Below are 13,952 nucleotides of genomic sequence, written 5' to 3'. Positions count from 1 at the left end.
ACAACTAATTAAGCGTACGAAGGTTTCACGACACCAATCGGCACTCTGATCACCGCCGCTATATAGCTGGGTCTGCCCGATGACGACGCATTGGCATACACCGTCATACTGCCATCGGGGGCGACCATAATAATATCCGTTTTTCCCGAAGCATCGGGCGAGGACATAAAATTGCCGGACAACAAGGCGATACCGTTAACCGCAAGGTACGGAATATACGCAACAACAGTCCCGGGTGCGACCGTGTTGATATACAGGAATATTTCGACAGCATCACCGTAAACACGATACTTGCTTATCCACTCATAGGTAGTCAGGGCGTTAACAGCCGCAGATTCAAGCACCAGCGGTTTCCATCTTGGGTTGTTTGTCAGGTTGTCACGTTTAAATGCCTTAACGCCCAGCGCTTCGCCCAACGTTTCCGCCACGATTCGATTCCCCAGCGCGCTAAGATGTACCCCATCGTATGTGAAGTTTATGGTGTTGATAAGATAGGTTGAATCCTTCACTTGCCCGTCTGTGCTCACCAGGTTGGGAAATGGAATATAAGTCGCTCCCGGCACGGCTCGAACAAGCCTCTTCAATTCCTCCCGGATGGGATGATTATCGGCGTTAAGAAATAGAAAGTCAGGTACGATCAGTCGTGTCCCGTACAAATTGCAATAGTAGATCAGCCAGTCGATACGCTGTTTGTATGCCGCCAAATCAGCTCCGGACGCAAACCTGTCATTGGCGGCAAGCGCCCAGATTAGTGACAAGCATCCCCGGCACATTTCTTTGATCACCTTCTCGGTAACGAATCGCCCTCCACGCCCGTCACGCGAAAAATTGTTAAATTGAAATTCCAACCCTTCGGCATCATTAAAATAACTGATACCTGTAACGCGAACTTTTCCGCTAAGGACATGCACGCTTATTTCAGCGGAGCCCGTGCCGGTTGGCATACAGACAAGCGCCGGAGACGACTCAAGTCCTGAGCCGCTCCCATCTGTCGTGAAGGTCCAAACATCGGTTGAACCGTTTAATGTAACCTTAAAGGCCCCCGCTACGCTGCCGTCGTACCATATTTTAAAATGCCTGGACACCGCGCCTTGAGGTGTAAACGTAAAGGACGCACCGACTTGCACGGATTCCAGGGCATAGCCGGCGGGGGTGTGTCCGGCTGCCTCGTCTACCAGATGACTCCAGGTCCCGGTAGAGACGACGCTATGAATTTCCCTGCCGGTTCCATTATTATCGTAAGGGGAAACGAAACCGTACGAATCCGTGCCAAACTGCATATTAAGCGCATTAGCGAGAATTCTGGCAAAAGCGTTTTCAGGAATCCCTGCCCCGACGAGCATCCCCGCACCCGCCCCGAAGGATATGCTGTCTCCCAAAAGGTTGATTTTTCTCCCCTTGATTTTCCCTTCATTTACGCGCCAAGAATTAATCGTGTTCAGCGCCACGGGAGACGTTACCGTCATGGGGGTCGTGTCAACTTGAGGCTCTTGATACCCGCTGAATACAATCCGCCTGAACCGCGCCCCGGAAGAGGAAACAAGAACGTCCTTCCCATCGTCAGCAGAAGCCGTATCCGCCGCATCGTAATAGAAATGGCCCTCCTTGCCTGCATCCTTAACGAAAAATACGATATCGGCATCGGGGCTGGCATTGGCTCTTAATTCCGCTATCGTCGTTACGACGACATAATGATTCGTCATCAGATCCTTCACTTTCGCGCGGTTGTCGACCGGGTCGGCGTACGCTCTGGTCAAGGCGCCGTTAACGATCCCCGTCGTAGCGAGCGCAGCCCCCGCCATCCCCAGCGAAGCGAGCAGCTTCCTTCTGCTGATCGTTCCGCTCCCCTGATCCATTACCTGCGGTTCCGTCAGCTCTGTTCTTGTTTCCTTCGTCACGGTTCATTCCTCCTAAAAAATGATAGTCACTCTTTCAAGGAGCCGATCAGAACACCCTTCACGAAATATCTTTGCAAAAACGGATAAACGAACAAGATCGGCAAGACGGTTACGATAATTAACGCATACTTGATCTGGATGGAATACATCGTCCTATTAATATCTTGGGCCATTCCTTTGACCATGGAATCGGAATCCTGAATCAGGATTTTGACCAAATATAACGACATCGGATGCAAGCTGGAATCGCTCAAATAGATCATGGCGCTGAAATAGCTGTTCCAATGGCCTACCGCGTAAAAAAGCGACAGCACGGCAATAATCGGCATGCTTAGCGGCAAAATGATTTTGTAAAGAATATAAATATCGTTCGCTCCGTCGATCTTGGCGGATTCGATCAGACTTTCCGGCAAGCTCTGCAGGAAGGTCCGCGCAATGATGATAAAATAAGCGCCCACCGCTGCCGGTAAAATAAGCGCCCACCGCGTATCATAGAGCCCGATGTTTTTAATAAGCAGGAACATCGGGATCAGACCGCCGTTGAAAAACATCGTGATTACGATGAACACCATGATCTGATTTCGCAAGAAAAACGTTCTGCGCGCAAGCGGGTATGCGCCGAGAATGGTCATCGCAACGTTAACCGCAGTGCCGACAACCGTATAAAACAATGTATTGTAGTAAGAACGCCATACGTCCGGATTGTCGAAAACCCGCTTGTAGGCTTCCAGCGAGAAACCTTTGGGCCAGAGCCAAACGGAATTGTTAATGACATTCCTAGGGTCGCTGATCGACATGCTGGCCACATAAACGAACGGGTACAGCGTTATGACGATGACGAACAGCATGAAGAAGAGAATAAGCACGTCAAACGATTTCTCTGTCGTATTTTTACGAACGGCTGCCACGCTCTCCCTCCTTACCAAAGTGAAGTTTCCGAAACTTTCCGGCTAATGTAATTGACCCCGACAATCAAGATCAAATTGATTACATTGTTGAATAATCCGATTGCCGCCGAAAGGCTGTATTCGCCTCCCAATATGCCGCGCCGGTATACGTAAGTGCTTATAACGTCGGCCGTTTCATACGTGGCGGGGTTGTAAAGAAGAATGATTTTCTCAAAGCCGACGTCCATCAGATGACCCAGGCTCAATATAAGCAGAATGACGATTGTGGGCGTCAGACACGGAAGCGTAATATGCTTCATTTTGTGCCAGCGGGTGGCGCCGTCCATCTGAGCGGCCTCATACAATTGCGGATCGATGCCGGCGATGGCCGCTAAATAAATAATCGTACCCCAGCCGAATTCCTGCCAAATGCCCGAAGAAATAAAAATCGTCCGGAAATATCCCGAATCATTCATAAAATGGATCGGTTCGATCCCGAAAACGCCAAGGATCGTGTTAATGACGCCGTCTGTCGGCGACGTAAAATTGACGATCATCCCCGCAATGACGACGACGGAAATGAAATGCGGCAAATAGCTGACCGTTTGCACGGTTTTTTTGAACAAATTATCCTTCAGCTCGTTCAGCAATAACGCAAAAATAATCGGCGCGGGGAATCCCCAGACTAATGAAAAGAAGCTTAGCAGCAGGGTGTTCTTCAGCAGTCTCCAAAAATAGATCGAACCGAAAAACTGCTCGAAATATTTGAACCCTACCCAAGGGCTGCCCAAAATACCCTGAAGCGGATAAAACTTTTTGAAAGCTATGATAATGCCGTACATCGGAAAATAGTGAAAGACAATATAATACAAGATGACCGGCAAAATGATGATCAACAAATATTTATCCCGCTTGACATGCTTTCGGAGCGTTTCCATTTTACCTGGCTTCGCGATTATTGCCGGGGATCCCGCCGTACCGGGCGATTTCAATTGTGCGTTAATGGAGACTCCCCCTTCCTTGAATTACGCCGGCCCGCCGCAGCGTCCCTTCGCGCCATCGCGAAAGGACGGCTTGCAGGCCTCTTCTATTGTTTGTTAATAAAACGATCGTACTGCTGCTGACTCACCTTCAATATCTTCTCTATGCCGTACTGCTTCAGCTTGGCCGTGAACTTCTCCCAATCGATCGGTTCCTTGCCCGTTATAAAGTTGACGATCGTCTCGTCGATGTAGGTTTGCATGTCGGCGGAAACGAAGGCTAGCTCCTCGATCTCCTGCGCCGTGATAACGGCGAACGGTTCATTGTCGACCATCATGCTCTCCACGCGCTTGGCCTGCTCCAGCGACTTCGGATTGTTCTTGAGCAGCGCCGCCGGGGACTTGGATAACGGTCCCTTCGCCGCGCGGATCCACGGAGTCGGCGGATAAGCGCCGATGGAGCGCAGCGTATTCGCCGGATCGAGTCCATCCGGATTTTTCATGACGAAATCCATATACTCCGGCTCGCCGTTCACCATCTTGTAGGAAACGCCCTCTATGCCGAACGTTACAAGGCGGTTCCCTTCTTCGCTCGCGTAAATGTAATCCAGCCACTTGATGGCCGCTTCTTTATTTTTGGACTCCTTCGAAATAACCCAGTTACCGCTGATCGGACCGTACTTCTCATAATGGGGCTTGTAGCCCGGCTGAGCCGGAGGAATCGTCAACAGCCAATTTGCGTTAGAGGCGCCGGCCTGCTGCGCCAGCGTATCGAATTGTCCCGCTCTGCTCAAGAAATGGATGGTCGAACCCACCTGGTCCCGGGAAATGCCGGCAATGATCGTTTCCTCCGTCTTTTGCAGAAAACCGGGATCGATCAGCCCTTCCTTGTAGAGCTTGTTGAGCCAGACTACCAGCTCCTTCGCCTCCGGGGTCATCCATTCGAAACGGACCTTGCCGTTCTCGTCCGGATAGTAGCCGTTACTGTAAAACAAGTGAAGACCCAGCGCATTCCCGAACATACCCAATCCTTTGTAGCCATATTGCGGCATGAACGGAATTTCATCCGCCTTGCCGTTGCCGTTCGGATCCTTTTCTTTGATCGCCTTCAGTGCGTTATACCAATCGTCGAGCGTTTTCGGCTCCTGCAGCCCGAGCTTATCGAGCCAATCCTTGCGGATCAGGAAGCCGAACGGGTCTGTCATAGCCCCCCCGGTAGTAACCGCAGCCAGGGAGTACAGCTTGCCGTCGGGCGCTTTCATCTTATTAAATTCGGTCGGATTGTCCGCCATAAACTTCTTGATATTAGGAGCGTATTTATTGATTAATTCGTCAAGCGGTTCGATTACGCCCGATTCAATCGCTTTACTAAGCTCGATAGGCAGTGCAATAATATCCGGCAAGTCTTTGGCTGCTGCCAATTTCGCCTGCATGCTGGTCGTATACTGGGCTACGGGTGCGACCTCCCATTTGATTTTCACGCCCGTTCTTTTTTCGATTTCCTGCCACACGGGCAAATTTTGCGATAAGCTCGCAGGCGCATACCAGTTATCCCATCCCCCGTAACGCAGCGTAACGGAACCGTCTTTGACGATCGGGAGCGAATACCCTTCCTCCTTGACAGGCGAAGCCGACGGAGCCTGGCTCGCTTTCGGATCTTCACTGCCCTTGGCCGGCGATTCCGCCGTATTCTGTTTCGTACAGCCGCTGAAAGCTGTGGCAGCCGCCAAAAGCATGGCGAACGATGCAACCCCTATTTTTTTCATTCTCGTACCCTCCCCGGTTCTATTCGCCGCAATGTCCGCTTGGCCGGGCCCGACCTTCCGCACATCGCAGCTTCCCCCAAAATTCGTTTTCCCGCCGGCTTTAAAGCGCTTTCGTTATCATTGTAGCAAGCACCTGCTTGCGGGGGAAACGGTACAATCTCACGATTTGGTACCACGAAATCTACCGTTTATGCATCATCGCGCCGCACTGGCTGCGAGACGGCCGCAAACCCTCACCCTGGAATGGCCGTTCGGCTCGTCCTGCATGTCGTCCGACAACGGCGGTCATAGCCCATGCCGCGTTACGGATCGGCCGGTATAGTGCAAATTTTTAACCAATCATCCTCTATTTCTACCTTAATCGGAAAACCTGCCCCTTTTTCGTTGACAGCGTATTCATTTTACAAACATAATACATGTACCGGAATCGACAAAGTCCCCCAAAAGTGACGGTTTCCTTCGCAGCTTATTCCGAGTACTTTTGGGGGAGCCCCCGGTTATCCACAGAAATCGCTTCGCATCATTTCCCAATCATACAAGAATCAAAGGCTTCGCCGTTTTTACATGGTGCGTTATTCGAGAAAGCGCAGAGTCCGCGTAGGATGTACATTTTGAGACCATCAAAAGGGACGGAAGGGGAGCGCCGATGTCTTACCGCTTGCTGATTGTGGACGATGAAGAAGACATCAGAGAAGGCTTGGCCGATCTTGTCGACTGGACCTCGCTGGGTTACGCCGTCGCAGCCCGGCTGGAGGACGGTCGCGATGCGATTTCCTTCATTGAAAGCAATCCTGTCGATGTGATTTTGACGGATATCAAGATGACGTTCGTGTCCGGCCTTGAGCTTGCCAAATACGTTTACGACCGGCAGTTCGACATTAAAATGATTTTGATAAGCGGCTACAAGGAGTTCGAGTTCGCCCAGCAAGCCGTAAACTATAAGGTCATGCATTACCTGCTTAAGCCGACCAGGCTCGATGAAATCACGCGTGTCTTTAAGGACGTTAAGCTCTTGCTGGACAAGGAAAAGTCGGAAAAAGAGCAAGCGCTCAGCATTCAAAGCCGAAACGAAGAAATGCTGTCCGTTTTGCGGCGGCAATTTTTCGCCGACCTCATGGCCGGAACGCTCAAGGAGCGGGCGGAGATTGACAGAAGGCTCCGGCTGATCGGCTTGCCGATCGATCCGGAAAGCTGCCCTTGCTGCAGCTATTACATCCGATTCCCGCGCAAAGATCCCGATTCCGGGGGCAACCCGGGCAATGCCGACGGCCAGCTATTCCGATTCATCCATCAAATTTTTCTGAAAGAACAGGAAGGCATCCTTACTTTCCCCATAAGCGCCGAACCGGATAAAATCCTTTTGGCTGCAATAGATTTACGTGCCGACGGCCTACCGGAAAAAACATTAAGAGAGAGAGTAGGCCTTCAGTTCGAGACCGTGAAAAGCCGCATCAATGCCGTATTGGGAATCGACGCTGCTTTGAGCGAATTATCCCTCTATTCCTCCATAACCGAAATCATCTCTTTGTACGCAATCGGCGAAGGTCCGAGGTCCGAGACGGAATACGGAGACGACGACCGCACCGATACGCTTGTCATTCAGAAAGCCAAAACATATATGCAAAGCATGTACGATAAAGAAATATCGCTGGAGGACGTGGCCGAGCACGTGTACTTGAGTCCCGTCTACCTCAGCCGCCTGTTCAAAAAACAAACGGGACGCAATTTCACCGATTACTTAACGGAGGTGCGCATGATGAAGGCGATGGAATATTTGCGGCAGCCGCAGTACAAGGTGTATGAAATCGGCTCGATCATCGGCTACAAAAGCACCAAATACTTTTTCAAGTTGTTCAAGCAGTACGCCGGATGCACGCCGTCCGAATACCGGAACAAGCTGCACGACCCGACAGTCCGATGAAAGAGCTGTCCGGCGTATGGTTTTATATCAAGCATTTTAAAATTCACAGTATCTTTCTGCGCAACTTCCTCATCATCGTCTGCCTCATCATTATGCCTGTGTGCGGAATAAGCGCGGCCGTTTATTATTTTTACAATAACGTGATGAAAGAAGAAATCAGCGCCGTTCATCTAATCGGTCTATCCAGACTCCGGGACATGATCGACATGACCGTCAGGGAGATCGACGATTTCGCCCTGCAGATCGCTGCCGACAAAACGGCGGAAGAGCTGCTCAAGGAGCCTGAGCCGGATAAATCCGACTATAACAAGAACCTTCAACTGCAAACCTTGCGACAGAAGCTGACGCCGGTCAATAAGATTAGCGGACAATTTATCAACTCCATCTACCTGTACGCGGAGACAAGCGGCTACATCATGTCGTCGAACCTGAATTTATGGCAACTGGACTGGTTTATCGACAACAAATGGCTGAAGGACTACAACATACGCAAGGCTGATACGAAATATTGGGTCACTTCAAGGGAGGCAAAGCAATACATCGGTGAAAATGCGCCGCGGCATTTCATCTCGCTCTTCTATATGGCGCCTTTGGAAACGAAGGACAAACAAGGGGTTGTCGTCGTCAACATCGATACGGAGAGGCTCGGCAAATTTATCAATAACGTCAGCGACAATGTGCTCGAGGACATCTATATGATCGATAAGGACGGCATCGTGCTTTACAACAGAGACTCTTCGCTCTTGAACCGCCCCATATCGGAAATTGGGTCATTGAAGGACGTCCTTGAGGAGAACGAAGGGAAGCCCGTCCAAAAAAATATGAATGGAAAAACCGAATCGGTCACCTACCTGAGCTCCCAGTATAACGACTGGAGGTTTATTTCCGTCCTCCCTCTCCGGCTATACCAAGAGAAAAATTCATATTTGCGAACCTATTTGTTCGTCATATTTGCCGCGGGACTGGCTGTCGCGCTTCTTCTGGCCTGGCTGATCGCGACGAAAGTGTTTCAGCCGATCCGCAAAATCATCTCGATCGTTGAAAATCCCGATAAATGGACGCATGTCGAGCTGGAAAAGAAGGAGCCGCACTTGAACGAAATCCGGCAAGTGGCCGCGGCAATCACAAGATCGCACGGCATGCGTCTGGAGATGGAGCAAGAGCTGAGAAAGCGTCTGGCCTTGCTGAAGCAAGCGCAGAACGTAGCCCTGCAGTCACAAATCAGTCCGCATTTTCTGTACAATACGCTGGAAACGATCAATTGGAACGCCATCCGGTTGACCGGCGGCGAGAATAAAGTGTCCGAAATGATCTCGTCGTTGTCACGGCTTCTCAGACTGTCGCTCGAAACGCCGACGACCTTGATTCCCATCAAGACGGAGCTTGAGCACGTTCAGCATTATATCGATATTTTGGCTATCCGTTATAAGAACAGCTTTTCTGTCGTTTGGGAGACCGACGAGGCGATCATGAGCTACCAGATACCGAAAATCACCCTGCAGCCGCTAGTCGAAAACGCCGTTTATCACGGCCTCAAGCCGAGGCAAGGCAAAGGAACCATCCGTATTTCCGGAAGTATGCGGGACGGGGAAATTTTGTTCGAAGTATCCGACGACGGCGTAGGGATCGACCCGGAGCACACGGAGCAAATCAATTTGGAGCTGCAACACGACTACAGCGAGCCGGGCGACCACATCGGCATCAAAAATGTCAACCAGCGCATCAAGCTGACGTTCGGCGAGCCTTTCGGCATCGTCATCGTTAGCCATATTAACGATGGAACGAGCGTGCGGTTGACGCTTCCGGCTGTGGTTTGACTTACGCATCAGGTAAATGGAGGGGATGTGCGGTTAACGACTTTTTGATAAAGGTATCAAAAATTGAATATTTATCCAGATTGTGCGAAAATGAACGCAGGTGATGATCATGGATAGTAAATCAATCGGCCCGCAAGCCTCCAGAGGAGGCAGTCGGCTGGGAGCAGGACGCAAAGCGATCGGCACGACCCGAAAAATATCGCTGACGCTGCCGAACGAGTGCTGGGCGGAAATCGATCGGCGCTGTGCGGGAGGGGATTACTCCGTCTCCGAAATATTGCGGGCCATCCTCGAAGATTCTCTCAAAGAAGCGGATCTCTTGTAATCATCGATCATTTACGGGGGGCTATTATGAAGGCAAATTCCGTTTCTCTCGATCATGGCGTTCGGGGCCATCCTGCCAAAAACTCGACCGCCGCAAAGCTGGCCGGCATCGTCAGCAGAAGATGGCTTTCTTATGTCGGCCTGTTCGTCGTTATGGCCCTGGGTATCGGTTTGGATCTGGGGCTCGCCTGGTACATGATGCAAATTACAGACACTGCCGTTTTGAAGGAAAAGAAAGCTTTTATCGATCTTATAGTAATCGGACTATGTATTCTGCTGTTGTCGGTTACCGTCAATTTTTTCGATTCCTACCTCAAATCAAAGGTATCAAACACGCTTCGCAACGATTTGAGAATCATGACCTTCCATCATATGCTGCGCCTTCCTTCCTCTTACTTCGACAAATCACATTCCGGCGAGCTCCTTACCCGTCTTACTAGCGATAATCAAGCGATCGGCCAGGCGCTCGGAAATACGCTCATGATGCTCATCCGAAGCCCGGTTATGGCTGTCTTTTCGTTCATTTACTTGCTGAGCATCTATTGGCCGCTGGCTGTCGTGTGCGGATTCATCGGGCCTCTCACCCTGCTGGTCGGCAAGGTTTTCGGGAAGGCGCTCCGTGAAAACGGCAAAAACGTACAAGACTTAGTCGGCAAATCGACCGGCTTTCTGCAGGACGTTCTTTCGGGGAATGCCGTAGTGAAAGCATTTCAGCTTGAACAAAAGTTTTATGGAAAATACAAAGCGTACAGCGGCCGGATTCTCGCTCGCGAAACGAAAGCGGGAACATTAAATGCGACAATGCAGGCCGCCTCGAACGGAATCGGCGTCTCTTCATTCATTATTGCATTCGTGCTTGGCGCTTATTTTGTGATTAACGGCAAAATGACGATAGGCGCACTGATCGCTTTCATTCAGCTTTTGAACCATGTCACCTGGCCGTTCACCGGCCTTGCCGGACTTTGGGGAAGCTTGCAAAACGCCCTCGGCTCCGCCGACCGCATCTTTGAGGTGCTTGAGCAGCGTGTCGAGCATACTCGACTGCCCGAATCGGCAGCAAATAAAGAGGATGAGCGTTTTGTAACGCTGGAGCTGGACGGACTCGGCTTCGGCTATGACGATGGCAAAAAAATGATTGAGAACCTCAGCTTTACTGTTGAGGCCGGTCAAATGATTGCGCTTGTCGGGCCAAGCGGCGCCGGTAAAACGACGCTTTTTAAGCTTTTGCTCGGCCTATATCGGCCAACCTCCGGACAAATCAGATTAAACGGGCAAGCTACCGCTTCGATGGGGCTGGATCGGCTTCGAGGCTTCTTCTCACTTGTTCCGCAAGAGACGTATTTATTCTCGGGGACTTTTAGAGAGAATATCGCCGACGGCAGAGCGGATGCCACAGACGAGGAAATCCTCGCCGCAGCCAAGCATGCCCATGCCTATGACTTTATAATGAAGCTGCCCGAAGGGCTGGACACCGAGATCGGCGAACGCGGCGTCAAGCTATCCGGCGGCCAGAAGCAAAGAATCGCGATCGCCCGCGCATTGCTGCGAAATGCTCCCGTCCTGCTCCTTGACGAGGCTACCGCCGCACTCGACAACAAGTCCGAGCATCTGATTCAGAGCGCTTTGGAGAAGCTGATGACGGGACGAACCACATTCGTAATCGCCCATCGGCTTTCGACCGTGCAGCGGGCCGATCGTATTTTAGTGATGGACAACGGGCAGCTGGCGGAATCGGGAACGCACGATGAACTGCTAGCCGCCAAAGGGCTGTACAGCCGCTTGTACCATATGCAATTTAAAACGCAGGCGGAGGAACTCGGTTGAGGCTGGATATGATAGGTAAGCGACGAGGGCGATCGTCGCTAAACCGTTTCGGCTCGAGCGTTCGTGACGAGGGTGATCATCGAAAAATCGCTTCGGCTCGAGCGTCCGGACGGAAGAGATCGCGGAAGCTTGGCTCTAGCATCTGGGGCCCGTCACGAGGTGTGCGATGCAAACCGGCAGCCGGCCGGCCGCATCGCACTCTTGTCATGTAAACCCGCCCGTCATGACTGGTGCGTTTTATGCCTTTACTGCCAGGATAACGCGCAGCCGGCTAGCGTATATGGCAGCATCTTCAGCTACCGTATAACAGTTCCGCTTCAGCCATGCAAGCATTTCAGGCCGGAGAGCGTAAAACTCTTCCGCCGCAAGCTGAACGCCCGGCGCGCAGCCGTTCGTCCGCAGTATGGCAAGCAGCTCCGAACGCTGGGCTTCGTCATCGGCCATCCAGTCAGCTATACAAAGTCTTCCTCCCGGCTTCAACACCCGGTTCATCTCCTCAAGCGCAAGCGGCTTCTGCTCATCGGTCAAATGATGGTACGCAAAGCTCGATACGACAAAATCAAACTGCTGATCGAAGCACGGCAACGCAAGAAAATTGCCGATTTTCGTCTCGATGCCCGGCACCTTCGCCGCACACCGTTTCAGCATTTCGCGCGACTGATCGACGCCGACCATCGCCGCTCCCGCTGCAGCCAGCTTCGCCGCCAGATTGCCCGTACCGGTGCCGATGTCAAGCCCTGTCTCACCCTGCTGGGGCTCGACCAGCTCCCCAATCCGGTTCAGCGCCGCTTCGTAGCAGCCTTCATAGCCGCCGATACCTTGGGCGCGATCCTCGGGAGATACTCCCGTCATGCCGCCGAACGATCCGTCCAACTCTGCATCGTACGTCTCCGCCAACCTGTCGAAGCCCCAGCGGTCCGACCAGCCGGTTCGCGCGCCGCGCAGCCGTTTGGCACCGTCCGCTAGCGCGTACATGTCGCTTACGTCAAGCGAATCCTGCTGCCGAATCCGCTCCATCATCGAGTCGATCGTACCGATCATCTGCTTCAGCTCGACCCATTGCGCGAACAACAGGCTGCGCTGCATGTCCAAATAATGGCCGACCTCATCCTTGTCGCCCGAGTCGATCCGCTCCAGCATGCCGCGAATATTGTCCAGCGGAACGCCGATTTCGCGCAGCGCTGCGATCGTTTGCAGCCGCCATGCGTCTTTTTCGCTAAACATGCGATATTGATTCTGTTTATCTTTAACGGGGCGAATAAGCCCTTTGGCTTCGTACAGCCTGATCGCCCGGGGCGTTATATTCAGCTTCTGCGCTATCTCTTTTATTTTCACCGTCATCCCTCCGACACTCCTATTGTAAACCTTAACCTAAGGGAAAGGTAAATGGCATGAACGAGATATTTAAAAAGACTTGAGGAAAAACCAGTATTTCCCTATAATGGCGATAAGAGACGAAGAACGTCCCTTTTCCATTTTCACAGTGGAAACGGGGCGTTTTTTATTTTTTCTAAGGAGATGATTGAAAGATGACTTTTGAAGAAGCGCACTCCGCATTTTTTCAGCACCATCTTGCAAGGAGAACGGGAGAACGCCGGGGAAGACTGGAGCGAGGACATCGCCATGCAGAGAAGCTGTTTTTGCAAAACGTTTGGTGGCCGCTGAAAGGCGGATTCGACGGTCTCCATCCGGAATTCGAAGTGCTCGACTGGCGGAACAGAGCGTATTTTGCCGATTTTGCTTTGTTGCACGGTCATGTGAAAATCATAATCGAAATTAAGGGCTATGCTTCGCATGTACAGGACATGGACAGGCAGAAATACAGCAACGAACTGAACCGCGAAACGTTCCTGACTGCTATGGGGTACACGGTTGTCTCTTTTGCCTACGACGATGTGGAGCAGCGCCCTGAGCTTTGCATCGCCTTATTGCGCATGTTGTTGGCTAGATTCATGCCAAGCAAGAGTCCGGTAGCACGCGCCATACTCGCCGAGAAAGAGACACTCCGCCTCGCTATCCAGTTAGCCCGGCCGATTCGTCCTAAAGATGTGGATCTGCATTTTGAGATCGATCACAGAACCGCAGTCAATATCCTGCAAAAGCTATACGCAAAGGGCTGGCTGCATCCATCCATTCGCGGCAAAGGCGAACGGGTCGTGCAGTATGAACTGTCTCGCGGCGTGCTTGATGCATTTGATTAAGCTAGCTTCTCGGTTAAAGAGTGCTTCAAGTAGGCGCTTGTTCCAATGAAATTGATGCTGGAGGAGGCTTGACCCGACCACGTCTGGAATCAGTAGTAAATGGAAAATATGCAGTTATTTTTCTGAAATAACCTTAATTCATACAATTACCTGGAAAAACTACAGGTAATAATCTCTAAATTGCCCAAAAACAGGATTCAGGCCAAATTTAGCTGTAGTTTTTCCCGTTAAAATCCATTTTTTCAACCTGACGATGAAATTACCTGTAGTTTTTCAGACTGTTTAGAAAGTACCTTTTTATGCAGCAAGGAGGGGGCCACGCATCATGAAATGG

The 13,952-nt window shown here is 51.3% G+C and carries 10 protein-coding genes; 5 read left to right on the top strand and 5 right to left on the bottom strand.

The window, feature by feature from the left end:
• Positions 1–8: 8 nt before the first annotated feature.
• The 4 genes from DQG23_RS34085 to DQG23_RS34070 form a co-directional block, all read right to left on the bottom strand.
• A complete protein-coding gene (locus tag DQG23_RS34085) occupies positions 9–1,898 on the bottom strand; it encodes a hypothetical protein (RefSeq protein WP_113035512.1) in 1,890 nt (629 codons plus the stop codon).
• 26 nt (positions 1,899–1,924) lie between these two features.
• Positions 1,925–2,806 carry a carbohydrate ABC transporter permease gene (locus DQG23_RS34080; protein WP_238178167.1) on the bottom strand — a complete coding sequence of 294 codons (882 nt, stop codon included), beginning with the start codon at positions 2,804–2,806 and terminating at the stop codon, positions 1,925–1,927.
• Between the two features lie 11 nt (positions 2,807–2,817).
• Positions 2,818–3,723, bottom strand: coding sequence for an ABC transporter permease (locus tag DQG23_RS34075; protein ID WP_113035587.1), 906 nt, complete (start codon positions 3,721–3,723; stop codon positions 2,818–2,820).
• 149 nt (positions 3,724–3,872) lie between these two features.
• Entirely contained in the window at positions 3,873–5,531 is a 1,659-nt protein-coding gene (locus DQG23_RS34070; RefSeq protein ID WP_146762441.1) for an extracellular solute-binding protein, read from the bottom strand.
• A 646-nt stretch (positions 5,532–6,177) separates the two neighbouring features.
• Here DQG23_RS34070 and DQG23_RS34065 point away from each other — a divergent pair.
• From DQG23_RS34065 to DQG23_RS34050, 4 genes are all read left to right on the top strand, one after another.
• The gene (locus tag DQG23_RS34065; protein ID WP_113035510.1) at positions 6,178–7,452 is read left to right on the top strand and encodes a response regulator transcription factor; all 1,275 of its coding nucleotides are present in this window, start codon (positions 6,178–6,180) and stop codon (positions 7,450–7,452) included.
• Positions 7,401–9,269: a sensor histidine kinase gene (locus DQG23_RS34060; protein WP_113035509.1), complete on the top strand. Its 1,869-nt coding sequence runs from the start codon at positions 7,401–7,403 to the stop codon at positions 9,267–9,269. Before DQG23_RS34065 ends, DQG23_RS34060 begins: the two co-directional genes overlap by 52 nt.
• 109 nt (positions 9,270–9,378) lie before the next feature.
• Positions 9,379–9,594: a ribbon-helix-helix domain-containing protein gene (locus DQG23_RS34055; protein WP_238178166.1), complete on the top strand. Its 216-nt coding sequence runs from the start codon at positions 9,379–9,381 to the stop codon at positions 9,592–9,594.
• Positions 9,595–9,620: 26 nt separating this feature from the next.
• The gene (locus DQG23_RS34050) at positions 9,621–11,417 is read left to right on the top strand and encodes an ABC transporter ATP-binding protein (RefSeq protein ID WP_113035507.1); all 1,797 of its coding nucleotides are present in this window, start codon (positions 9,621–9,623) and stop codon (positions 11,415–11,417) included.
• Positions 11,418–11,654: 237 nt separating this feature from the next.
• On the opposite strand, the gene DQG23_RS34045 is transcribed toward DQG23_RS34050, so the two are convergent.
• Positions 11,655–12,758: a MerR family transcriptional regulator gene (locus DQG23_RS34045; protein ID WP_113035506.1), complete on the bottom strand. Its 1,104-nt coding sequence runs from the start codon at positions 12,756–12,758 to the stop codon at positions 11,655–11,657.
• Between the two features lie 188 nt (positions 12,759–12,946).
• On the opposite strand from DQG23_RS34045, the gene DQG23_RS34040 reads away from it, so the two are divergent.
• Complete coding sequence (locus DQG23_RS34040; RefSeq protein WP_113035505.1) at positions 12,947–13,618, top strand: DUF559 domain-containing protein; 672 nt, start codon at positions 12,947–12,949, stop codon at positions 13,616–13,618.
• The last annotated feature ends 334 nt before the right edge of the window (positions 13,619–13,952 follow it).

The organism is Paenibacillus contaminans (assembly GCF_003285015.1).
Taxonomy (GTDB): Bacteria; Bacillota; Bacilli; order Paenibacillales; family NBRC-103111; genus Paenibacillus_V; species Paenibacillus_V contaminans.
Note: the sequence above shows the minus strand (reverse complement) of the source record. Positions and strands in the feature narration are given on the sequence as shown.